Source organism: Paraburkholderia sp. XV, assembly GCF_020177535.1.
GTDB lineage: Bacteria > Pseudomonadota > Gammaproteobacteria > Burkholderiales > Burkholderiaceae > Paraburkholderia > Paraburkholderia caribensis.
Genome location: NZ_JAGUUD010000045.1, coordinates 12975 through 36913, shown reverse-complemented (window position 1 = coordinate 36913; position 23939 = coordinate 12975). Strand labels below are relative to the sequence as shown.

Sequence of the window (23939 nt, the reverse complement as noted above, 5' to 3'; positions counted from 1 at the left end):
GAAGTCGCATGTTCACTTACGCCACGCGACATCCTCACAATCACCGACAAGTCGGCTCAGACTTCCGCATCGACCTTCGTCCCGACCGTTTCCTTGACGAAGAAAATGCAGACGATAGAGGTCATCGCAGTCACCACAACTGGGTACCAAAGGCCCGAATATATATTTCCTTGAGCTGCAACTATTGCGAACGCACTCGCCGGCAGGAAGCCGCCGAACCAACCGTTGCCAATGTGATACGGGACCGATAGGCACGTGTACCGTATGCGCGTTGGGAAGCATTCGACCAGCATCGCTGCCATCGGCCCGTACACCATTGTTCCGTAGAGCATGAGTATAATCAGCACGACGATTGTCATCGGTACATTGACCAGGCCCGAATCAGCCTTCAGCGGATAGCCAGACGCCGATAAGGCGTCGTGCAGTTCGGTATTGAATCGTGTCGTTTCCACAGACGCACTTGTGGATTTCGCATCGTACGAATGCACGCTTCTCCCGCCAACCTCGATTACTGCCGTTCCGCCACTAGCAACGCGATTTTCGTAGCCGACGCCCGCTTTTGAGAGCGCGGCCTTTGCCACGTCGCAGGAACTCGTAAATTGAGCAGTGCCTACCGGGTTGAACTGGACCGAGCATTGTTCGGGATTGGCGTAGAGAACGATCGGAGCACTGTCCTGTGCCTGCTCTAACGCCGGATTCGCGTAGTGCGTCAATGCCTTGAAGAGCGGGACGTAGGTAAAGACTGCGAGCAGACAACCTGCGAGCATGATTCGCTTGCGGCCGATTCGATCCGACAGGGTCCCAAACACAACGTAGAACGGCGACGTGACCAACAACGCTACGATGAGGATAAGATTAGTAAGTTGACCATCGACCTTCAGCGTCTGGTTGAGGAAGAACAGCGTATAGAACTGACCGGTATACCAGACCACGGCTTCGCCCGCGGTTACACCGAACAAAGCTATCAACATCAATCGGACGTTCTTCCATTGGCCGAACGCCTCTTTTATCGGCGCTTTTGATGTTTTTCCCTCCGCGTGCATCTTCTGGAAGACGGGCGATTCGCTGAGCATCATCCGGATCCAGACCGACACACCCACAAGTACGATCGAAAGCAGGAAGGGGATTCTCCACCCCCAGTTCGTGAAGTTGCTCTCGCCAGTTCCCGTTCTCACAACAAGAATCACGAGGAGCGAAAGAAACAGCCCCAACGTGGCAGTCATTTGAATCCAGGATGTCCAGCCTCCCCGCTTGTTCGACGGCGCGTGTTCCGCAACGTAGGTTGCGGCGCCGCCGTACTCTCCGCCCAACGCCAGACCTTGCAACAATCTCATACTCACAAAGGCGATCGGCGCGGCCAGTCCGATCGTCGCATAACCCGGCAGCAGTCCGACGAAAAACGTGGAAGCGCCCATGACGACAATCGTGACCATAAAAGTGTACTTCCGACCTAGCTTGTCACCGAGCCGACCGAAGACAACTGCGCCGAGCGGTCGCACCGCAAAACCCGCTGCAAAACTTAGCAAGGTGAAGATGAAGCCCGCTGTGGAATTGACACCGGAGAAAATTGACTTGCTGATGTAAGGCGCTAATGCCCCAGCGAGAAAGAAGTCATACCATTCGAATATAGTGCCGAGCGACGAAGCGAAGATGACCAGGCGATCCTTCGCCCCCATTCTTTCGGATACTGATTTGTCGAGAACTGCACTCATATCTGTCTCCAAAATATTTTCATGTATGTATTTTTTGCGCCGCGATGACCGTAATCACCGGTGCCTGCGATTACTGACGAGGGTCCCGCAGTTCATCCAGGGCAGATCGTGAAGACGGAACCGATATAGAGAAAGCATGTGCCCTGATGGTGTGAAGCAGAGCCGGTTCCGATGCGCGATTCATCGGGCTGCACGACTATGTTGTCTCGTCACCTGCTGACCCGGTAGTCGATGAATCAACAGTGAATGTGCGTAAATCGAGTAATTCAGTGATAACCCGAACCGCCGTATAACGCGCGCCATGTCATGGAGTGCAATCTGCCCGCCTTTGCCAACTACTGGCCAAGCCGCTACGCACCCGGGCCTGGCCTCCACATCCGGACAAACACCTAGTCCATAGGCGCACAGGCCTGATAGCGCTAGCGACGTGTGATTAATGCACAACCGTTGGTACGTTTGTCCACTGTTCCCTCAGAAAGCCGAGCAATAAGCTTTTTCTCAGTCCAGCGACGGTTGACACGGAGACGTCACCATCGCTATCACGGACGCTATGTCGACAACCTCACAGCGAAGGAGAGTTTCCATGCCCACTATTGCGTGGATCGGCCTTGGTCTCATGGGCAATCCCATGTCCAAACACCTTATCAATGCCGGTTTTTCCGTTAATGGCTTTGATATCGACCCAGTAGCAGCGAAGCGGGCCGAAGATAACGGAGTCAAGGTCGCCGCGAGTCTGGCAGAGGCTGCGGCCGATGCAGACGTCGTCTACTCGATGCTTCCTTCCGGAACTGACGTTTACCAGGCAATGACAGCGCCCGATGGCGTTTTCGCAAGCGTCCGACCGGGAACCATGATTCTCGATTGCTCAACGGTCGGAATTGCCTATGCGAAGAAGCTCCACGAAGCTGCGGCAAAAGCGGGGGTTGTTTTCGTCGAAGCGCCGGTTTCCGGCGGCACGGAAGGTGCGCGGGACGCCACGCTCACTTTCATGACCGGTTGTGAAAAAGAGTATGCGGATCTTGCGAAGGAGCGACTGAAGCCGCTCGGTGACTACATCGCGTACGTAGGCGGCCCGGGTGCGGGTCAGGCCGCAAAAGTGGTGAATAACCTCATCATGGCGGTAAGCGTCACTGTCAACTGCGAAGCGACTGCCTTGGGCCAGCGCCTGGGTCTCGACATGAAGGAGTTTTTCGAAATCGCTATTCGTTCGTCAGCGGACAACTGGTCGTTCCGTCTTTGGAACCCGGCACCGGGCGTTGTGGCCGAGGCCCCGTCGTCCCACGGATACAAAGCTGGTTTCAAGACCTGGCTTCTGGCCAAAGACCTTAGCCTCGCGGTCGAAGCTGGTCGAGACGTGGGTGCTCGGCTTGAGACCGCGGAGGCGGCCTACATGCTGATGACCGAGCATGCCAAGAGCGGTGGTGCGGATATGGATGCGACCTCGCTTGTACTACATCTGGCAGAACAGGCAAAGGCAGCGAAGGCAGCCTGATACCAACGTGCCTCAAGCGCCCCGATTTGAACAATCTGATCGGGGCGTGCAGTAGACATTAGCTCACACACGAGGCGTGTTCCTGCATAGATAGCGGTGATGGTGCCCGCGCCGACATCCGAAACCCTTTATGCACCGGGCGGGAATCAGTCACGGGCACAAGCACCAGCAAGTCCCCGGTTCGATTGACTCGTCTACCGCAGCATTGCACTCTGCCCCGTTATTGACACGAGAAAAACCTGCCCGTAGGCGCGCGCCGCGACACGGTGAGGCTTCTCCGACAAACTGACCATACCCAGCCATGAACTCACCCAAATCCCCGGAAACACTTTCCACGGCTCAGCTCCTTATTAATGGGGCTTTCGTCAACTCCGAGACGAAGGAGTGGCGAGACATCGTGAATCCTGCAACGCAGGAAGTCATCGGTCCCGTCCCCTACTCCACCCGACAGGAAATCGAAGCGGCTATCAACGCAGCGCATACGGCGTTTCAGTCCTGGAAAAACACGTCTGTCGGCGCTCGCATGCGCATCATGCTCAAATATCAGGACCTGATCCGCGCCAACAGTTCGCGGATCGCCAAGATCCTCAGCGCTGAGCAGGGAAAGACGATTCCCGACGCCGAAGGTGACATCTTCCGAGGACTGGAAGTCGTAGAACACGCGGCATCGATAGGTACCCTACAACAAGGAGAGTTTCTCGAGAATGTCGCGGGCAAGGTGGACACGTATACTTTGCGCCAACCCATCGGCGTGTGTGCCGGCATTACGCCGTTCAACTTTCCCGCCATGATTCCGCTCTGGATGTTCCCAATGGCGATCGTGTGCGGGAACACCTTTGTGCTCAAACCATCTGAGCAAGATCCGCTGTCGACGATCGAGCTTGTGAAGCTCGCGATCGAGGCAGGTGTACCAAGCGGGGTTCTCAATGTCATTCACGGCGGCAAGGAAGTAGTTGACGCCCTGTGCTCTCACCCTCATGTCAAGGCTGTCTCGTTCGTCGGCTCAACCTCCGTCGGCACACACGTTTACAGGCTCGCGAGCGAACACGGCAAGCGTGTTCAATCAATGATGGGCGCCAAGAACCACGCTGTGGTTCTCCCCGACGCGTCGCGCGAGCATACCCTGAATGCACTGGCCGGCGCGGGTTTTGGAGCGGCTGGACAGCGTTGCATGGCGACGTCGGTAGTGGTGCTTGTTGGAAAAGCGCAAGAATGGCTTCCCGAACTGGTCGAACGCGCCAAGACACTGAAGGTGAATGCGGGCAACGAACCGGGAACAGATGTTGGACCCGTTGTTTCGCGCGCCGCGAAAGAACGCGTCCTCAGACTGATTCAGAGCGGCGTCGATGAAGGTGCGACCCTTCTGCTCGATGGTCGCGATGTGAAAGTGAAGGGGTACGAGAGCGGGAACTTTATCGGTCCGACGATCTTCTCGAACGTGACGACCGATATGACGATCTATCGTGAGGAAATCTTCGGCCCCGTGCTAGTCGTGCTGACGGTACCCACTCTTGACGCTGCTATCGAACTGGTGAATAGCAACCCATTCGGTAATGGCGTTGGATTGTTCACCCAAAGTGGCGCTGCTGCTCGTCATTTCCAGAGTGAAATCGATATTGGTCAGGTTGGGATCAACATCCCCATTCCGGTGCCGGTTCCCTACTTCAGCTTCACGGGCTCCCGGGGTTCGAAGCTCGGCGATCTCGGTCCCTATGGAAAGCAGGTCATCCAATTCTATACGCAGACGAAGACAGTTACAGCGCGCTGGTTTGATGACGCCACTGTGAATGACGGCGTCAACACCACGATCAATCTTCGTTAAGCCAAGTTCGAAGGCTCCTTACTTTCTGCAGGCCGGAGCGGGGAGTTCTTCGAGCAAAAAACAACTTCCGGAGGCAACATGTTAACCGTTATATATTGCGTTGATGATCCCGCTACCTCAGATGCGCGCGAAGCCCACTACGCGGAACATCGCGCGCATCTGAAGAAGGCGCCATTAAAGATTCTCGTAGCAGGTCCTTATACCGAGGAAGGCTCGAACAGAAAAATTGGCAGTATGCTTCTCGTCGAATCTCAAACGCTAGATGAAGCCAAAAAGTTTGCACACAACGATCCATTTTTCGTCAACAAGGTATGGAAAGACGTGCGCATACACCCTTTCATCAAGAACATCGATACGCGTTGAGATCGCTAACAGCGGCTCCCGTGCAGTTCCTATCGCGATTGCTGGCACTTGATTCGACTCGCGGAAGCTATTTGCTTCTCGAGTCGTCGCCCGATCAGGCCAACCATCGGGAAACACCGGATTCAGTAGAAAGTGCACTTTAACCCCAACCGTCGCTGCGGGCACGTCTTCGTGGTTCGTGGCAAACGCGGCGACCTGCTCAAGGTGCTGTGGTGGAGCGGCGATGGCATGTGCCTGCTGATGAAGCGACTCGAGAAGGGGCGCTTCGTATGGCCTCAAGCCGACGGTGGCGTTATTTGCCTGAGCCCGGCGCAACTATCAATGCTGCTGGAAGGCATCGACTGGCGGCAACCGACGAGAACAGCACAGCCAACCTCAGCGTTGCAAACGTCGTTGCCGGCGCGTAAACTGCCTGCATGACGCGCGCGAGCCCACTTCCCGATGTCGAAACGCTGAAGGCCATGCTGCTCAGCCAGGCAGCGGCGCTGCGCGAGCGCGACGCGCAAGTGCTCAAACTGCAAGAAACAGTCGACTCGCAACAAGCCGCGTTGGCTTCGCGCGCAGCCGAAGTCGAACACCTGAAGCTCCTCATTGCCAAGCTTGGCCGTATGCAGTTCGGTGCAAGTCGGAGAAGCTGGACCATCAGATCGAGCAACTCGAGCTGCGCCTCGAAGAGCTTGAGGCCGACGAAGGCGCGGCGCCGCTCGAAATCCCGAAGACGCCTCGCACGGCTGTGGAACAGACACCGCGCAAGCCACTGCCTGAACATCTGCCGCGCGAGATCCGAACGCACTTGCCCGAATCCGCCGGGAAGTGCACGCAATGCGGTGGCCTGATGAAGTCGCTGGGCGAAGATGTCGCCGAACAACTTGAGTACGTACCGGCAAGCTTCCGGGTCATCCGTCATGTGCGCCCGAAGTTTGCCTGCGTGTGTTGCGACCACATCGCTCAGGCGCCTGCACCGAGTCGTCCCATCGAGCGCGGTCTCGCCGGCCCGGGGCTGCTGGCCCATGTGCTGGTCTCGAAGTTCGCAGACCACGTGCCGCTCTACCGGCAGTCGGTCATGTACGCGCGAGAAGGCGTCGAGCTTGATCGCTCGCTGCTGGCGAAGTGGGTCGGTCACGCGGCGACGCTGCTGCAGCCGCTCGTTGAAACGCTGCGTCGACACGTCATCTCGGCGACGAAACTGCACGCCGACGACACGCCGGTTCCAGTGCTGGCACCGGGCAACGGCAAGACGAAGACCGGTCGCCTGTGGGTGTACGTCCGCGATGATCGAGCATCGGCCGACACGACGCCGCCGGCGGTATGGTTCGCCTATACGCCGAACCGCAAGGGCATCCATCCGCAACAGCATCTCGAGTCATTCAACGGTACGCTGCAAGCCGACGCATACGGGGGCTACCAGGCCATCTACGAAAGTGGGCGCGTCACCGAGGCAGCCTGCTGAGCGCATGCCCGGAGACAGTTCTATGAATTGCACGTAGCGCGCCCCAATGCGTTGAACACCGAAGCGCTCGAACACATCGGTGCGCTATACCGGATCGAGGAAACGATCAGGGGCAAACCGCCCTACCAGCGCCGCGCGTTTCGCCAAGAGCACGCGCGGCTACTACTCGACCGATTCCATGCGTGGCTCACAGCGACGCTGGAAACGCTCTCGCGCAAATCGGACACGAGTCGGGCGATCCTCTATGCGTTGAACCGGTGGGAGGCGCTCACACGCTACTGTAATGACGGCCAGCCCGAAATCGACAACCTGCCAGTCGAGCGCGCCCTCCGCGGGGTGGCAATCGGCCGCCGCAACTATCTGTTCGCTGGAGCAGACTCTGGCGGTGAACGTGCCGCCGCGATCTACAGCCTCGTTGGCACTGCAAAACTCAACGGCATCGATCCTCAGGCGTATCTGCGCTATGTGCTCACACGCATTGCCGACCATGCGATCAACCGCATCGACGAACTTGCACCGTGGGTCATTGCCGCTCAGCTGCGCACAGCAGCCTGAAACGAGCCCAGTCAAGACGTCGCTGGTGCCACGCTTACAGAACGCGCGTGGTCGGACGGTTACCAAGTACCTGGTCACTAAAGCCGACGAGCCGAAACGCCAAAAGGTTCGGCGACCCACTTGAATGCAGATGTTGTGGGAACGGTGAGCACGGTAAACGCTGCGACGGACGTCGCGAATGACGGCTGTCGAGAGGCGCTATTTCTCTGGTTGCGGCGCAGGTGGATATCAGCGACTTGATCGAGGCGTCTGCCAAATGTATACAACCTGCAACAGCCACGATGTTTGCTGCCGCCGCTGATGCTGAGTTCCGAGTTCGCCGATCTGGTCACTTTTAGCCATACAGCTCGCACTTCGCTTTTCGCGACGACCCGTAATCTGTTTGATCGAAAGTTGCCGAAGCCGTGGGCATGCGCTCCTACAGCAGCTCGTCGTTATGTGCTATTCATACCGGGAAGCTGCAAAGACTCCGCAGCGTGATCTTCGCCAAGCCTAGCCTAGCCAAGGGGCGATCTCGTCACATCGCACAGCAGTTAACCAACTACCGATCTCAAGAAATCTTTCTACACGAGCGGACCGCTCCTCACGCCATGCCTCCGTGGGGTCAGGTGCTTGGCATTCCGACCGGAGCCTCACCGCAGCGGTAGCTCGACACGGTGATGGCGCCCATGAAGGCACGCTCGTGATAGATCCGGATGCAGGCATCGTTCCCGGCGCGCGCCCTCGCGCGCGTTCGTCGACTTCGTGCTGCGCGACAACGTCGCCGCGACGTGCCCTGATGCAAGGCCGCGCCGCGTACTAACGGCGCTTGACATACTACTTCTTCGGTAGCCGAACGCGTCCTCATGACACTCGATATCGAGTTCCGACACGCGCGCGAGCAGACGTTCCTGCGCGTCTTGCACTGCGAGTTCTAGATCACCGGGCCGATTTTCTCAACGAAGAACGCGAGCAGCGCGCCCGCCCGGATCTTGCCGATCGGCTCGTCCATGTTCTCCACGAAGTAGTGTTGCAACGAAGCGATCGCTTCGCTGCGCACGTCCTTGTCCACTTCGATTGCCATGCGGGTTCATCTGTGTGTGATCTGCACCGGGCGATGCAGCATCACAGATGAAAAACAGTGCGCCCCGCAAGGAAGCGCCGTTTTCCGGGCCCTGCCGTCAACTCAGCCATTGATGAACGCCAGCAGATCGGCATTGACCTTGTCGGCTTCCGTCACGCACATAGCGTGCGCGCCACCTACGCAGACCTCGAGCGTCGCGACTAATTCACGTGGCGGCAACCGTCGTTCACAATGCCCTGCGGCATGGCCACGCTCCATTGAATCATTGAATGGACGCTTGCGTCTATGAAATCGGGCGCAGATCTGCGCGCCGTCCAGCTGCACTCAGCGGTACCAGTCCATGAACGGTAATTCCCCTCACCCGCCCGATGGGCGACTTCGGCAGCAATTCGAAGAACGCACCACATCCTTGTCTGTCGGGAAGGTGCTTGCGCCTCGTGTCCGGTAACGGCATCTGCAGTGCGAGTACAGAGGGGGGTGACAGATTATGGGATAGGCGAACTAACGCTTGGCGGCGTTGACCGCATCCTTGAACGCCTTGCCGGCAGTGAACTTGACCGTCTTGGCCGCTGCAATCTGAATAGCTTCACCGGTCGCCGGATTACGACCCGTACGGGCAGCCCGAGTGCCCTGGCTGAACGAGCCAAAGCCAACCAGCTGCACGCTTTCGCCCTTCGTGACGGCCTGCATGATCGCGCCGATGACCGCATCGATTGCTTCGCCGGTGACGCCCTTGCCTGCACCCGTAGACGCCGCGACCGCGTCGATCAGTTCCTGCTTGTTCACAGACATTCCTCCTGTTACTGCAAGTTCAATCAAGTTTAGCCTTCCCGCGAGTGTTATCACGAAGCGCAAGGCACGACCGCACGCATACCCTAACCTGGCCGGCGTGCCGGGCACAAGTCCCGAGGTTGGACAACCTTAGGGCAATCGCCCGACGCAAACACTTCTTTCCCCGTATGGCGCCGAAGCAGCGTCATTACCATTGTCGTCCGGCGCAAAGGACGGGCATGCCACCGCTGCGCACTGAGCCTCTGGGCGAATGCGCGCAGCGCGGTGAATTCGTATGCGTGTAGCCGCGCCTGCGGGTCAGGACTGGAACTGGTTGACCATCAGAATATTCTTAACTGGTCGAGAAGCATCCCATTCTTCTCGATGTAATCGTTGTAGCACGATCGCTTCCGAGTTTTCATTCTGCCAACGAGCAGACCGTTCATCTGCGCCAGTGGCGTTAACATCGGACGGGCCGCTTTCCTGTGCAAGCCCTCTCATCCGATTGTCCCCACAATTCTCGTCTCCGGGAAAATCGTCGGGCCGTAAAACCTTGATGGTTGCCATCGTGCTCACGTCTCCGATATTTTCGCGCCCGCGAAAACCTCACAAGCGATGACCTTTCGGCATATCGAGCTGGGATGTCCTCGAGCGCCGGACGCTCATCGTATCGCGAGCGCCGCCAGGACTTGCGCGTGCGTGGCCCTGGCGCGCCGAGCCGCCGCCGTCCATGGGGACGTTCCTCCGCTCCGCTCAGCTCCATCCGTCGTGCCAGTCCGACCAGTCCCAGGCGCTGATGCAAGCCGCAGCCATCCGGGCCGAACAGCGGCGGCCCCACACGTTCGCGACCCCGCACGGCGTACGCCTCGCCTGCGTCTTCACCACGACTCGCTGAAGGATCTGCGGGTCGTCCTGATCAGAGGAGTATGCAGGCCCAGCGCGAACCGCATCCACCGTCGCTCCCATTCCGGTCGGAGGTTCACCAGGTCGTCCCGGGATCGCCCAGAAATTCCACTCTTGCGACCTCGATCACGCGAACCGGAATGTTCGCAAACACGTCTGCCGGCGTCTGCCCGCCCAGCATTGGATGCGGCGAATAGAGCCAAAAAGCACGTCGCCAGCCTCCGCGATCGTCTTTGTCCGGCGGGAGGGCGGCGAGAAGTTCAGCGACGTCCTTCCGGATTGCGCCCAATCGATTGAACTGGAAGTCCGGATAGATGAACCGATGCTGCAGCTCAGACCAGACACCAAGCAAAGCGCCTGTCGCTCGGGCCTGAATCGCGTACGCGGTGCCCTCATGTCCGGTCGAAAAACCCACCAGTTCAGCAACATGACGAGCGTCGGGCCACCCTTGTCGGAGCAACTCGTCACGGAACCCGATGGCCTCCTTCGTGGCGAGGTTATGCTCGGGATGGTCTGTCATGGAGCAACTCCGACGGATCTTGAGTCTCAGATGTACACGAGGCGACAGCGACCTCGGTGGGGAATGACAAAAGTTTCAGCCCTGTTTCCGGGCCAACCCGGCTATTTTCGCTCTCACAGCACCCTTCTGCTACTAGGACAACGGCCGCCAACCGGGCGGCTCGGGCAAACCGCTCTTCCCTCGCACTTTCCGGTCCTCCGAGTGGCTATACGCTTCGCACGATTCCTCGGTGAACGAGATCACCACGAGCAGCACATCATCTACCCGAAGATCCATCGCATCCCTATCCCGGGTGTGAAAATATCGCCCCACCGATTGCAAATGCAACGTGGATCCCCACGCGTACGAGGGATGGCTCGCCGGTGTCCGCACCGAAAACTGTGTCGGCTTCTCTAAGCCGACGACCACCGAATATCCGTCCCAGCTCCCTTCGAACAAGCGTTCAATCGAACTGCTAACGCCCCCCTCGGTAGCGCTCCCAAAGCCCGCAAACGACGTCGACGCTCAAACCGGCATACGAGCTCATCGACGCGTTTTCAAACCGTACTCCGGACAGGATTACCGCTGCCATCGCACCACAGTGCTCAGACGCGCAACTGGCGAGCCCAGCTTATGTCTTCGTCCTCGGCGAGAAATTTCAGCCCCCACACTACGTCTCTTCGTGAACAGCAATCGACCAGTTCCTGAAGGATGTTCAGCCGGATGTTTCTAAGGCTCCCGATGATGGCTCTCACGTCTTCTATCAAGACCAAGTCCAGCGAGACACTCATGTATTCGAGAATTGCGCGTTCCGGGACTGAAACGAGCACCTGTGGATGGCGCCACGCAAGCGGCTTCAATCCGTAGCTTTCATCCATCCGCGCATCGAACAGAGCCAGGGAATAGTAGGAACACATAAGCCTTTCCACCGCCCAGCCAGGAATGTTGCAATATCCCCGCCCCCACAAATCAATCCGGTCGCGGAAGCGAAGATGATGCATCATCCGGTGCCACTCCAGCGCGGCTCTTCCTCCCACGTGGAGATTTGAAGTGTATGCCTGCAAATAGGCAATCGTGCCATCGATGCCTGGCTGGTCTCCACGCAGCAGATAGGCGTCGTCAGACAGTTGCCGCAACCACCCTCGTTTGACGAGTTCGCCGACCTGACGCGCGTCGATTTCAAGCTCCGCGAAGTAGCGCAAGCCCACCGGCTGCGACCGTGGCGCGAAATCCATGAGGAACTGCACGATTTCTGTTGCGTCCTGCATGCCGGCTCCTCAGTTGGTCATCTCTGACGACACGCCGATACACTGACTCATGTTTGACTATCCCTCGCCGTCCGCGCCCCTGCGGCCTCGCGCCAGCTTTGAAGCCGCTCCGAAGCGCATGGTAAATCGGCATGCTGTGCCGATACGACCTCAGACTCGCACATACGCAATCGCCCTCCGGATGATCTATCCAGTCGCGGTGTCCACGCTGGAACGCAGCGGCGCAGATTTGCCCACAAATGCAGCAAAGGCCATCCAAACCAAAAAAAACGGTGCACCACAATCTCTTACGGGCAGATGCTTGCGCAGAGACGCCCGGCAGTCTCGTCGCCCATTCTTATGCATAAGCTGTGGGTTAGGCCGCGTCTGCATCAGCATGCGCCCAGACAAGCACCTTGCTACTCGCTTCAAGAGGATCAGGTTGCTGAGGCTCGCATGCTCTCAGGCGGCCATGCGCGTCCGCATAGGCGAGAAAATTCGATCCACGATCGGCGCACAGGTACGACCACAGGCTCGAAACAGGAACCATCGTTTCCCAGTCGATCGCCAGCAAACGAGGCTTTGTTGCGCCGTACCCCTCGAGAACTGAAACAAGGATCGATGGATCGGCAACGATAAACGAATAACCGTCCGGATCATCGGGCCGCGTTCCGGCAGCGCGTACCAGGAACGTTGTAGCTATATGGTTGATGCCAGCGAGGCGCCAACGGTTGAACGGGTCATGCCTCGTCCTGAACGGCGTCTCCCACTGAGATTTTGTGAGCAGCATCTTTTCAAGAAATCAATGGACTGAAATTACCGGCAGCACAGCGCTGAGCGCAATGCCCTGCGCTTCAGCCCTCTGGGTCAAGCGAATTTCTGCGAGCATAAACTGGTCGATTGTTACATTTTGCACATTATCAATTGTAGCGCAATTGTGTGCATCCAACGACAGTTACGTCTTCAAATTCACCAACATGACTGATGACGCTTCGTCTTGGCCTCGCGCGCGGACTGAGGGCAGCACGCAGAATGCGCGGCGTGTCTCAGGACGGTCTTGGCGTCTCAAGCAGAACCTATCTAAGCGCGCTCGAGCTTGGAAAGCAGACGCCTACGCTAGACAAGCTCGACGAAATCGCACGGGCGATAGGCGTTCATCCTCTCAGCGTGCTCTTCTATGCATACGCAGTCGGCCTGACGCCTCAGGAAGTTCGGGAGTTGGGACAAGTAGTGCGCTCTGAGATTGCCGGGCTTGAAAAATACGACAGCGCGCGCGACTAGCGTTGCTCGGTGTTGCGCCCATGGACGTTCCCTGCTCCTCACACGGTCGTCCGGGCCGGGCTCCGCCCACTATCCGCAAATGCTTCACCTTTCACTGAGGCGGTTAAATGGACCGTGGTTCGCGAAGAATTCGATATGCGTCTAATGCAACGCCTCCGACCTGGTATCTCCATGCCGTCGGCATGAAACTGACACTTCTTCGCTAGTCGTTTCGGGGCGTAAAAGTTTAGAGTAGCGGGAGCCGCGCGCTCATCGGCTTCCGAATCACGCACCTCCACGATGAAATTTCCAGCGCATCTCTGCTCATACGAGCATAGGACGATGCCACCGCCCCATTCCCGATGAAGTTGACCGTCATAGATCAGCTTCCTCATCGATTCATGCCGCGTCCTCGAGTGTTTGCAGGAGCGTGAATAGAAACCGAAAATGATGTTGAATCTGGGATGAGACCACGGCACAGAGCCGCTGACTGCCACCAAAGAAACGTTATCCCAGAACCCGCCGCCCCGCACGTCGCGCCATCAGCCGCGATGACCGCAGTCGCGTCGATCTCCACGCCCGTCACGTTGACCATGAGATACCTGTGCACGAGGCGATCCTGCCAAGAATCCCGCGCGCTAAACAGGCGACGCGAAATGACCGTGACGAGCCGTGGGCGAATCTTCCCTGTCGAACTTTCGTACGCCCTCGTCCGCACCGCGTCCACGTGTACTCGCTTCAGAAAAGTGACATTCGATACTGGCGACCGACATTCGTCTGTACGAAGAAAAACACCCGTCTCAAACGTAAATATGGTGGTACGAGTTTCTATAGTGCGGCTGATGGTGACGAGCTGCGAACAGCACCTTTCCATCAATCACCGTGTTCCAGCCGACAGGATGTGCCATCGGTACATCGCCGGAGCGCCGTTTCGCACATCGTTTCGTCGCAATTTCAAAGAGATCGGCAGCACGGGGAATCACGCAGACGACCTGCTCGCGCGCTCCGTTCACAACGACATGCGGAATGAGCATTGGCTCAGACTCTCCACGCAAAGCAATGATCCGGAACGCGGACACCGATGACTGCTCTTCTATCTGTGCCCAGATCCGAACAAAGTTCAAAAAACTGAGCATAGCGTCATACTGGCCATTCGACGAAATCCCCGAGAGGGTAACTCCCCGCAAGCGCGGCGAAGGCATTTGATCTGCCTGCCGTTCAGAAGATGGAAGCCGTCTCTCGTGGGCCGCGCGCCAGCTCAGGAAGGCCACGCATAGAGTACATATGGCAGAGCAGTCCAGCGATATCCGTTCGAATGGACCCATTGCCATCAGCTCGGAGAAACATTCTGCATGACCTGATATGAAGCGCCGAAAGATGGATTTTCGAACCAATCGATGTGCCTTCAGGCATTCGCGGCTATTGCACTGTGGCAGACCTTCTCCAGGCAATCTCACGAGCACGCCCGCACTCAGCGTAGGAGGAACTACGCCCCACTCGGCGGGCGGAGCGCATACACCCGTTGCCCAGTTGAGTCGCCACATCCACTCATAGTCGAACGGTCGGGCTTCGTAAGCTAGCGGATTTAACAGGCTCGATGCGTCGCCAGTTGCCTTTTGAACTTTGCTCCACCAGTTCAGCATCTGTCGACAGTGCGTACGGACTGCTTCTTCTGTCTCGGCTGGGATGCATTTGACCGTCAGGTTACCGCCCAGATCAATGACATGACCGCAGTCCGGACACGCCCACCGGAGCAAATCTGCGTTCGCGCGCCATCTCCAGCGAATCGGCAACCATCCACAGCGTTCACAGCCTTGCGTCAAATCCTTACCATGCCACGGACAACGGGATATAAGAGGCAGGTTGAACAGTGTGCAGTGATAGTTCAACGCGCTGCAATCTGGACAGTGACGTACTGCGTATTTCTCTCCTTCCCGCCTCGGAAAACCCAGGTGCTCCATGAAGGCGGTGCGAATCCGAGCCGAGTCGACGTGCAAACAGGATGCGATATACGGCACGTCCCAGCCTGCTGACGAGTGAAACAACCGATGCGGGTCGGCTTCCCCTAAGTTAACTCCTCCGATCCGTTGTATTTCCTCAGAGCCAATGGCATTCAGCAACTGAATCTTGATCAGGATGTTCCAGGCAGATTCAAACGGTGCCGGCGCCCTGACATCCCAGGTCAGACGGGCAGTGCCGTCGGCTCCTTCCCGCATTTTCCTCATCAAAGTTCATCCTTTTCACAACCCATGCGATCGGTTCGCAGCTGCTATCTATCTCTCTTCCAATGGCTCCGACATCAGCTCCACGAAACGCGATGTAGCCCATAAGTTTTACCCAGATAGAACGCTGAAATAGGAATTCGATACGAAACGCGCGTATTCTCTTATCTTCAATTTTGCCGCAGCTCCGCTGAAAGTCCGCCCGTTGACCACGTAATTGGCATTACAAAATCCAATAAGGTTCGTCATCGCATCTCATTTTGGCTCTCTTGTTCCGCATCGACATCTGGCACGGTTCTCCAGTTCGACCTCATCCATGAGCAGAAATCCCACCGACGAGGTCTCGCAGCCTGAAGCACCTTCGAAAAATACGTGCTGCCTGTCGGCGGTCCATCTCCGATTGACGCGGACACGAAAAGTTACGTCCACGTAGTTGTGCAGACTAGAACTGGAGCAGGACACGAAATGTTCGATGCTGGCCCACGTTGTCAGAAAACCCAACAATGCCTGTTCGGCGAACCTTCCCCAATCGTCCGAACGGGTGCGCACGAGTCTTTCAAACACCGCTTGTTCTGCGTTCGCCTCGTCTGACGTCGCCTGACTCCAGGTCTCCCGCATTTGAGCCTGGGGGCCGAGCCACGAGACGTAAGCAATGCAAACGCTACAAAAGAGGCTTGAATCCCGCGGTCGGCGCTCAGCCTCGTTCATGATGAGGAGCGTCCGAAGGCATCGACGATGTGGCTTGACGAAGCGTTTGAAGATGTACCGCCGGACCGATCGTAGCTCTTGCATTCTTTGCTTCTTACTCGCTCGGGTGAATTCCACTTGCTCAGGTCGATTTAGCCTGACAATTCGCGCCGCGGTCGGCGTTATGGAATGGCGCCACGGCGACGGAAATGGCGCTATTTTGTCCGCGAAATAAAAAGCCATGTCTCGCTGTTCGTTGAGCTGATATTGTGTCGAAAATGTTTCTATGATTGGCGCAAGCAGCGGAAAAGCGCTGTGAGAATTCTGTCTCACATACGCCCACCAACCAACGAACCGTCGACAGTAACTGTTAATCTGGTTCGCCAGCGCAGTCGGCACCAGGTTGACGTCAGGCCACTCAAACAGATAGCTCCAGTCGCTTCCGCAACTGCAAGGTACATCCGTTGCGCATCTTGGTGTGCCCTTCGTTTGGAGCCTTGCCGCGCAGGCGTAGCAGCCTTTGCCAAGCGGGCATCGGTGCCATGGACATTCTGTCACGATTGCGAGGTTAAAGAGCGTGCAGTGATAGTTGAGTCCGAGACATTCGGTGCAATGCCGGAAGCCAATTGCACCTCCGTTCGGAGAATCGAAACCCAGCCAATCCAGAAAGCCTTCTTTCAGCCGAGCCTGATCGACGCGCAAGAGGGAAGAATAGCGGAAGAAGTTCACCCAGTTCCCATGCGTCAGCGCCCAGGGGAAGTCATGCATTTTCTCCTCTTCCCTTTGAATGAGGGCGCGTAACTCACCAAAAGTCAGCGAATTGAGCGACATGACTTTAAAAAAAACATTTGAGGCGGATTCGAATGGGGCTGGGCCCTGATTCCTCCAGGTAAGTCGCTCGAGTGTCGACAGGAAGGGCATATAAAGTCGGCAACTGAAAAAAGTCGCTTCCGCTCACAGATCTGCCAGGGCGATTGCCTGCACAATGTCCTCCTCCGAAAGGACCATTGTCTTGCTATCCGCGTCCTTCTTTCCAAGGTAAAGCCCGTTGATCGTCAGTACTATGCTTTCCATGGTAAAGCCCCCTTTACTCCCTGGCGTTGCGCTGACAAGGGCGTTCCAGATCGCGTTTCCGTATTTGTGAATTCTAAAACCGGCCCCGAACGCCTCCGGAAAAAAGAAATATGTGTAGCTCCATCCCGATCCCTCCGGCCATTCAGTCTCCTCGTCTAGGCTTCGTAAGATCCTGGTGAGAGTTTCCTTTGAATTACAGCACTGGAATTGAATTGGCTTTCTGAAGAAACGTGCAATAATCTGTCTCTGGTTACTCAGCGCAAGCGCGGAAATCAGGTGCAAAATCTCTGGCTGCCCGAACGATATCGTCGTCATCGTGATGCCTTTCATGCAGAGGATATTGTGAATCTCGAGAAGTTCCCCGAAGTCCGATTCGTTGCACAGGTTGACCTCGTCAAGTATCAGAACAAACTGGTCTCCCCCCAGATTCGAAACGTTAGTCATCACGTCAAGGATCACGTTACGCAAAAGTGCTTCAGGGTCACGCCGTGCAGCCAGTACGTGTCCGCTTCCCTCCAGGATCAGGCGTGACATCAACCCCTGTTTCGGCCTCAATGAGTGTCGTGCACTGGCCATCACGACATAGATGTTGTTGAATTCTTCAGCCAGATAGTTTTTGATGCTTGTTGCGCAAGTAGTCTTGCCAGCACGCGTTTCTCCGGTAAACACAATACCTGTCCTGCGCGCCCCCACCCGCTCGCGCGCCTCTTCGTGGACGTTTATCAACATCGGCGTTGGGATTGTGTATTGGCCTCGTGAGACGGGGTGATCACTGAGTATTTCTTCACGTCGCGCAATCGACCAGGAAGGCACCCCTTCCGGGATTGCTTCGGTCGAAGCCTCGTCGAACGGGGACTTAGCACTTTCGTTCGATTCTTTTTCAGAGGATTGCATGTCGTCAGCTGCTTTACGCACTGATGTCCTTTGAGGCCGTTCGCTTGCTGGTGTCGACATGGCAGCCTTCCTCATCGATTAGTTACCTTGTAGCGCTTCCCGGACAGTGGAACGAGCCGGAGGCGTGGTCCCCCGGGCAGTACAGCCTGTATTGACACCGCAGAATCCGGACCGGCCAACGCAGGGATCCCTTCCCCCGCTTCTTTTGCGACTCGGGTGAGGTTAGTTGCGTCTTTCGCAGAGCCCTTTCCCCCTTTTCTTGATTTCTCCACCTGCTGTGCCAGGTAGCGCAGGTATGCCTGAACCGGATCTTCCGACTCACTCAGGACCATAATTCGTCTGCTAACCAGCTGGAATATCGCCTGGCGGGTTGCGAGGCTATGTTTCGTCAAGTTCCATTTGCGCATTGCGGACAGAACACCCAGCTCGTAACCGCTCGATGTGTATGCCTTGACGCTACGAAGGTCTTCGTCGTCGATGTAGATCGTCAATTCCTTCCCGACCAGCGCTCCGCTCATGCTCAGGACCGGATTCGTGTACAGCGCGTTCTCGTACTGGATATAGGGTTTGCGCCCACTTTGGATACCGCCACGCACCTTTCGTACTTCCCGCCGAAGCAACGAACGCACACGGGTGCTCCCCGACAACGGGAGCTTTCTAACCATTACGGGTGGCGACGGCCCACTTATCAATTGCCGAAGCGTTTCGAGTGGAGAGTTATAGAAGTTTCCCTGACCCGGCAAGCCATTGTGCGCGGCAAATGCCACGTCCAACAACTGGTCGATATCGTCGGCACGAATCCGATACCGTTTGGCAGCGTCGGCGGCATCCGCCGCTCGTCCCGACTTCGGATTGGAGCCAGTCGTGGAAGGTAGACGGAGAAAAATATTGTCAGTTATCTGCTTGAACGTCCGCTCGATGTTCGGGCGACGCTCGAAGTGACCCGGGGCGCCCCAGTTCACCATCGAACCGGTATCTTTACGGATCGTGTCATGGATCAAGTTCGAGAGATTGACCAGAGCACCATCCAACAGCGTTACTGTCCAGAGGGCTCCCTCCGCTTCGGGTATTAAGCCGCTCGGAAATCCGCCACCGGGGGGATATTCCAGTGTTCCTAACGTTAAATCTTTCGGCACCCATCGTTTGCATATCGCGTCACGTATCACGCCCGCGACGTCGACAGCAGTCACCTCTGTCCGGTAGACAACGCGGTAAGCGAGGACGGCGGTAGAAAGACGTTCCACCACAGCAAGCAACCAAAGCCTCTCAAGGACAGACTCGACCTCCGTGCCGATCGGAGTCTTGAATACGACCGTAAAGAGAGCATCGATATGATGCGCGTCGATCTCAACCGCATCGAACGGATCCGAGAAGGGAATTATCGGCGAGATGCCGGACCCTGTCGCGAAATGCGCCTTTGCGTCGCTTCCGCCGCGCGCACGCACAGCATCACCCAGGTTCTTGTCTAGCAGATCCCGCATAAATAGAACCACACTTTTGATTCCCCTATATTTTGCGGTGAAGGGCCAGCCACTTTTGGCAGGGTCGTACTTTTCTAATTCGTTAAGGAAGAGGCGATGTAGATGGGAGCCTTTGATCTTGAATTCCGGTATCAAGCCCTCCTTCTTTTCCTTGCGTACCTGCGCAATCAGCTTCTTCTCCAGGTCCGGATAGCGTGCGAGTGTATCTTGCAGGGCGCACGCCATCCCTCCCTGCTGATCCCTCCGTTTCGGTTTTATCTCATTCCTGCGAGTATTTCGGCTCGTCCGCGTGAAGGGGAGCAGTCCGCGGAAGCCCATAATCTTCCCGTCGCTCGCTCTTGAGAGACAAGTCTTTGTTATCTGGATAGTCTGCTGTTTGCTCACTCCCGTCACGTCGCGGATATCAGCATATTTCGCACCTTGAAACAGCATTCGGACGGCCAGCTCCCTGTTCTCGAGGAATTCCTTATCCTCCTTCGACAGCGTGGAATAGTCGAGCTTGGGCCATTCGTCTAATGGCGGCGCTTCCGCACGTGCGACGCTCTTCGCCCATCTCATTGGTCTGCCCTCCAAACCCACGTGGATGACAATGTGAATCCTGAAGAAGAAAGGTCAAGTCCGATATCGCCCAGAACAGCCATTCGAGAAATGACCCCGAGAGCGATCTGGGAATCGAAGTCGTGCATCGATTCAGTCACATCGAGAATGACCCCATGGCTGAGCCCGCGCATGACTGTGATAGCAACCTGGCTAGCCTCAGTCTGCTGTTCATCGCGTATGGCTGCGCAGTAGGCGAGAACCTTCATCCACCTCATTGCCTCCTCGCCGCGCCCCGAAAAATCCGTCTCGACGAAAGTACGCACAGTCTTCTGGCCGGCATTGGAGAGAACATCTGTTTGGGCGCAGCTGTCCGACGCATTTTCGCCGAACAGAAGCTTATGGTACTCACTCGCACCGGAGGCCAATTCCACTTCTGCATCAAAGTCCAGTCCTCGCTTCTTCTCAGCGCCTCCTATGGATGCGTCGTCAAGATCAAGATTAAAGGTCCGGACTTCAGGATTCGTCTCGAGAAAAATAGCCCAATGCACGAGATGACGACCACTGCGGATGATCCAGTCACGATTCGTCTTGAGGCTATAGACAAGCGTTAGGTCTCGATTCGTTTTCCCGCGTGAACGATATGCGCGGATTACATTCGATCGCTGTCTTGACGGCAAGGTGCGACTTTTCGACATCGAACCTCCACAGATGCTATTTACCGCGGCCCAACTTAGGCATGCTTGACGAGTTTAGGTCACTCTCTAGTCAGGTGCAAAATTTAGTTCCTGGATAGAAGTATGTAAAACACAGAGGACCACAGTGGGGCGCCCTCCTCCACCTACCGACGACTACGTCATCGTGAAATCAATACGCGCCCGTCGCGAGTAGAGCCGCGAACGGTCTCGAAATCGGCGGTTCCATGCTGAACCGGGCCGTCTGCATATTTGAGTTGAAATGTGGCGTCGGCGTCGCGTGCGTTTTCACGGTGAAAATGTAAGGGCCGGCGTTGAGATGTGCCATACCTCCATGCCGTGGCACAATTCGGTTTATCTCAATAAGGAAGCCTCGCTTGTATCCGCCGGTTGTTCAGATCAAGGGTTGCCGATGGGCGTCGCACAGTTTGCGCTCCCGCCCCGCGTTCAAAACTGTGGGCACGAACCTTCTTTACAAAACGTCCTGAACGCTATCCTAGTGGTGTAAACCCTCCGCCCGGCCCCACGACTAGCCTGGAACACAATGAAAAAGATGTCGACCGACTATCCTAGCCACTGGACTGACATGTCCAACTATCTTGTCCACTTCGCAAAGGGGAATGGCAGAGCTCATAAAACGTTTAGTAGTACGATTACAGCGACGCGCGCAGCCGATCCCGGCTACTGGACTATGATGAGCGTCCTGTCCACCGGTCGCCTTAGGCCGGGAGGAGCGTTCGGGATCGGCAGAAAAGAGGCCCCCGACCCCGCGCGACAACGTGCGGTTTGCTTCAGTGAGATACCTCCCGGTGAATGGCTGCGCTTGAGCGAGCGCCGCCGTTCAGCTTACGGTATTGGGTTTTCCAAGCAATTCATCTCGAAGCGAGGCGGTGGTCCAATCTGGTACGCGAGAAACGGCAGTGAACAAAACAAGGCACTGAAGAAGTTGATGAGAATGGGCGAAGGCGACCCTGATCATCCAGTCTGGCGAATCACTGCGATGATCGACGCACCTGGCGTATATGGGTTGACTTCGTACGAATATGAATGGGAGAGAGAGTGGCGCCATATTGGCGACTTGATGTTCGAACCCAAGGACGTTGCCTTCCTGTTCATCCCCGAGGAACTGCACGCTCAAGCAAGAGCATTCTTTTCATACACCTACCACGAGAACCTTGGCCCAGCATATTTTTGTCCGTTCATCGACGCCAAATGGCCAAAGGCGCGAGTTGATGAGGAACTGCTCAAAGAGCCTTTGGCATCTCAACCACCTCTACCCTCTTATGATGAGTATTTCGAAATGGTTGACCTCGGAAACGGCAGGAGAATAAGCAAACGCATTAGCAGACTGCGCCGGACTTCGGACGGTTGACCAGATACCCGGTACCCGGTTCGTAACCAGGCCACTACGTCGTGTCCCGCCGGCGCGCAGAATGGAAAAACCCGAGGCCTTTCTGGCTCCGAAGGCAAGCGTGACACAAGGTGACACCATGAGCGTCTTGCGCGGACTGCCGAAGCTCCTAGTTCCGGGCCCGACTCCGCACCGCTGAATACTTCGGAACGGAATCACGCTGACAAGTCTCGATAGTCAAGCCACGCTGTCGGAGCGACGGCCGCGGTCAAGATCAACGTAATGATCAAGGCAGCAAGACAACTTAGTGACGTTCCACGGCCAGAGCGGCAGCACCCTGGTGTTCGGCCATGATCTCGGGGCCGGACGAGTTTGGCGCCCGCCAGATATTGCGTGGAAGCCTGCACGGTCATGCTATCGATTCCGACAGGCTAAGGGACATGAGGATCAACGCTGCACTCGCGGCAAACACGGCCGAGTCCGGGTGGTTGCAGCGGCTCACACAGGGCGTCTACCTTCTCGCCAGGGACTTTCCCACAAGGGGCCCTTCCACGAGGGACGTGGTCCGTGTGAATAAAGTCAGTCATCGATGTTCTTCATAGAACCTTGATTTCACGGCACATCAGGCCCGGGCGTGGCAGGCTGCAAAGTCAGTCACACCAGCGCAATGCAACGAGATTGGCACGCGCTTTGGAATAAAGTCTGTCACGGGCACCGCAGCAGGGCTGCTCGTTCTGGAGCAAGCCCCGTCGGATGCGGAGCGCCGGTTCGTCGGACGGTAGTCGGCCTGATGTCTGTGTTTTCGGTACCAGCGCCGCAATACCCGCGTCGTCGCAAGCCTTGATTTCCGTTGCATTGAAGTATCCACGATCGGCCAGTGCCTTGAGCTTCTTCTTGCCCATCGCTTCGCGCGCGGCTTTGGCCATTGGGCTTAGCTGCGCGCGGTCACTACCGACGTTCGTCACTTCGTGTGTCACGATGAGGTGATGCTTCGTATCAACAGCCACCTGAACGTTGTAGCCCACCACGCCTGTGCCTTTTGCCTGCGACATCATCGAGCGCGAGTCGGGATCAATCAGCGAGACCTGTTTTTCCGGTAAGTCATTCAACAGTTCTGCGGCTCGATCCAGTTCCCGCATCTGCTCGCGCAGCGTCTGGATCTTTTCTCTTAGCCGTTCGGTTTTGGCTTCCACCTCGACTGGCTGCGTGCGATCCGCCGTCTCCAGAGCATCCAGATAACGCTGAATGCTCTGTTCGATCTGTTCCTGACGCCTAGCGATCTTATTGGGCGTGAAGTTGTTATCGCGGCTGTTGACGGCCTTGAACTTGCTGCCGTCGATGGCAACGACTGCTTGCGTGAAGAGCTTCAGGTCGCGGCATATCACCACGAAGCGCCGACATACATTGCGAATGCCAACACCGTTGTTGCGTCTGAACTCGGCGATTGTCTTGAAGTCCGGCGCGAGGCGCCCGGTCAACCACATCAGTTCGACATTACGCTGGCACTCGCGCTCCAGACGTCGGCTCGACTGCACGCGGTTGAGATAGCCATAGATGTAGAGTTTGAGCAGAACGGCCGGATGGTAAGACGGTCGGCCCGTATTCGCAGGCGTGGTGCCCTCGAATCCCATCGCAGCAAGATCGAGTTCGTCGACGAACGCATCAACTATCCGCACGGGATTGTCTTCGGCGATAAAGTCTTCGAGACATTCCGGCAGCAGCGTTGCCTGATTGCGGTTTGCACCTTCGACAAATCGCCCCATCTCCGCCTCTCGCGCTAACAGGTTGATTCAGTCTAGGTGATTGATCTGGATTCCGGGCAATATATCCGTTCAACACGTGGTCAGTCGCGACACAATGG

18 protein-coding genes and 4 pseudogenes are annotated in these 23939 nt (G+C 56.7%); 8 read left to right on the top strand and 14 right to left on the bottom strand.

Features of this window, described 5'->3' with window-relative positions; genetic code table 11:
- Positions 1–56: 56 nt before the first annotated feature.
- Positions 57–1712, bottom strand: coding sequence for an MFS transporter (locus KFO72_RS21285; RefSeq protein WP_225032953.1), 1656 nt, complete (start codon positions 1710–1712; stop codon positions 57–59).
- A 550-nt stretch (positions 1713–2262) separates the two neighbouring features.
- Between KFO72_RS21285 and KFO72_RS21280 the strand changes: the two genes are divergently transcribed.
- The 5 genes and pseudogenes from KFO72_RS21280 (at position 2263) to tnpC (ending at position 7394) form a co-directional block, all read left to right on the top strand.
- Complete coding sequence (locus tag KFO72_RS21280; RefSeq protein ID WP_225032952.1) at positions 2263–3204, top strand: NAD(P)-dependent oxidoreductase; 942 nt, start codon at positions 2263–2265, stop codon at positions 3202–3204.
- A 301-nt stretch (positions 3205–3505) separates the two neighbouring features.
- Positions 3506–5026 (top strand): CoA-acylating methylmalonate-semialdehyde dehydrogenase, encoded by a 1521-nt coding sequence (locus KFO72_RS21275; RefSeq protein ID WP_225032951.1) that lies wholly within the window; start codon positions 3506–3508, stop codon positions 5024–5026.
- Positions 5027–5104: 78 nt separating this feature from the next.
- A complete protein-coding gene (locus tag KFO72_RS21270) occupies positions 5105–5389 on the top strand; it encodes a YciI family protein (RefSeq protein WP_225032950.1) in 285 nt (94 codons plus the stop codon).
- Between the two features lie 132 nt (positions 5390–5521).
- The gene (tnpB, locus tag KFO72_RS21265; protein WP_225032949.1) at positions 5522–5809 is read left to right on the top strand and encodes an IS66 family insertion sequence element accessory protein TnpB; all 288 of its coding nucleotides are present in this window, start codon (positions 5522–5524) and stop codon (positions 5807–5809) included.
- Positions 5810–5850: 41 nt separating this feature from the next.
- A pseudogene (tnpC, locus tag KFO72_RS21260) lies at positions 5851–7394 on the top strand (IS66 family transposase).
- An 827-nt stretch (positions 7395–8221) separates the two neighbouring features.
- On the opposite strand, the pseudogene KFO72_RS21255 reads toward tnpC, so the two are convergent.
- The 7 genes and pseudogenes from KFO72_RS21255 to KFO72_RS21225 all read right to left on the bottom strand — a co-directional run.
- Positions 8222–8457 (bottom strand): annotated as a pseudogene (locus tag KFO72_RS21255) (DUF2164 domain-containing protein); the annotation flags it as partial.
- Positions 8458–8559: 102 nt separating this feature from the next.
- A pseudogene (locus KFO72_RS21250) lies at positions 8560–8655 on the bottom strand (alpha/beta hydrolase); the annotation flags it as partial.
- 303 nt (positions 8656–8958) lie between these two features.
- Positions 8959–9243, bottom strand: a complete 285-nt coding sequence (locus tag KFO72_RS21245) for an HU family DNA-binding protein (RefSeq protein WP_225032948.1) — start codon at positions 9241–9243, stop codon at positions 8959–8961.
- Positions 9244–9546: 303 nt separating this feature from the next.
- On the bottom strand, positions 9547–9795 hold the full coding sequence (locus tag KFO72_RS21240) for a hypothetical protein (RefSeq protein ID WP_225032947.1): 249 nt from the start codon (positions 9793–9795) through the stop codon (positions 9547–9549).
- A gap of 412 nt (positions 9796–10207) precedes the next feature.
- Positions 10208–10651 (bottom strand): antitoxin Xre/MbcA/ParS toxin-binding domain-containing protein, encoded by a 444-nt coding sequence (locus tag KFO72_RS21235; RefSeq protein WP_225032946.1) that lies wholly within the window; start codon positions 10649–10651, stop codon positions 10208–10210.
- A gap of 584 nt (positions 10652–11235) precedes the next feature.
- Entirely contained in the window at positions 11236–11898 is a 663-nt protein-coding gene (locus KFO72_RS21230; RefSeq protein WP_225032945.1) for a type IV toxin-antitoxin system AbiEi family antitoxin domain-containing protein, read from the bottom strand.
- A gap of 355 nt (positions 11899–12253) precedes the next feature.
- Positions 12254–12667: a hypothetical protein gene (locus KFO72_RS21225; RefSeq protein ID WP_225032944.1), complete on the bottom strand. Its 414-nt coding sequence runs from the start codon at positions 12665–12667 to the stop codon at positions 12254–12256.
- A gap of 194 nt (positions 12668–12861) precedes the next feature.
- Here KFO72_RS21225 and KFO72_RS21220 point away from each other — a divergent pair, with 194 nt between their 5' ends.
- Positions 12862–13158 carry a helix-turn-helix domain-containing protein gene (locus KFO72_RS21220; RefSeq protein WP_225032943.1) on the top strand — a complete coding sequence of 99 codons (297 nt, stop codon included), beginning with the start codon at positions 12862–12864 and terminating at the stop codon, positions 13156–13158.
- A 779-nt stretch (positions 13159–13937) separates the two neighbouring features.
- Here KFO72_RS21220 and KFO72_RS21215 read toward each other — a convergent pair.
- The 5 genes from KFO72_RS21215 to KFO72_RS21195 all read right to left on the bottom strand — a co-directional run bounded on the left by KFO72_RS21215 (position 13938) and on the right by KFO72_RS21195 (position 20730).
- Positions 13938–15362 carry a hypothetical protein gene (locus tag KFO72_RS21215; protein ID WP_225032942.1) on the bottom strand — a complete coding sequence of 475 codons (1425 nt, stop codon included), beginning with the start codon at positions 15360–15362 and terminating at the stop codon, positions 13938–13940.
- A 252-nt stretch (positions 15363–15614) separates the two neighbouring features.
- Positions 15615–16877 carry a hypothetical protein gene (locus tag KFO72_RS21210; RefSeq protein ID WP_225032941.1) on the bottom strand — a complete coding sequence of 421 codons (1263 nt, stop codon included), beginning with the start codon at positions 16875–16877 and terminating at the stop codon, positions 15615–15617.
- 123 nt (positions 16878–17000) lie between these two features.
- Positions 17001–18074, bottom strand: a complete 1074-nt coding sequence (locus tag KFO72_RS21205; protein ID WP_225032940.1) for an ATP-binding protein — start codon at positions 18072–18074, stop codon at positions 17001–17003.
- Between the two features lie 11 nt (positions 18075–18085).
- Positions 18086–20053, bottom strand: a complete 1968-nt coding sequence (locus KFO72_RS21200; RefSeq protein WP_225032939.1) for a hypothetical protein — start codon at positions 20051–20053, stop codon at positions 18086–18088.
- On the bottom strand, positions 20050–20730 hold the full coding sequence (locus KFO72_RS21195; protein WP_225032938.1) for a hypothetical protein: 681 nt from the start codon (positions 20728–20730) through the stop codon (positions 20050–20052). Before KFO72_RS21195 ends, KFO72_RS21200 begins: the two co-directional genes overlap by 4 nt.
- A gap of 541 nt (positions 20731–21271) precedes the next feature.
- Here KFO72_RS21195 and KFO72_RS21190 point away from each other — a divergent pair.
- Positions 21272–22099, top strand: coding sequence for a hypothetical protein (locus KFO72_RS21190; RefSeq protein ID WP_225032937.1), 828 nt, complete (start codon positions 21272–21274; stop codon positions 22097–22099).
- A gap of 329 nt (positions 22100–22428) precedes the next feature.
- Positions 22429–22680: an AbiEi antitoxin N-terminal domain-containing protein gene (locus KFO72_RS21185; protein ID WP_225032936.1), complete on the top strand. Its 252-nt coding sequence runs from the start codon at positions 22429–22431 to the stop codon at positions 22678–22680.
- Between the two features lie 183 nt (positions 22681–22863).
- Here the strand turns inward: KFO72_RS21185 and KFO72_RS21180 are convergent.
- Positions 22864–23841 (bottom strand): annotated as a pseudogene (locus tag KFO72_RS21180) (IS1182 family transposase); the annotation flags it as partial.
- Positions 23842–23939 lie beyond the last annotated feature (98 nt).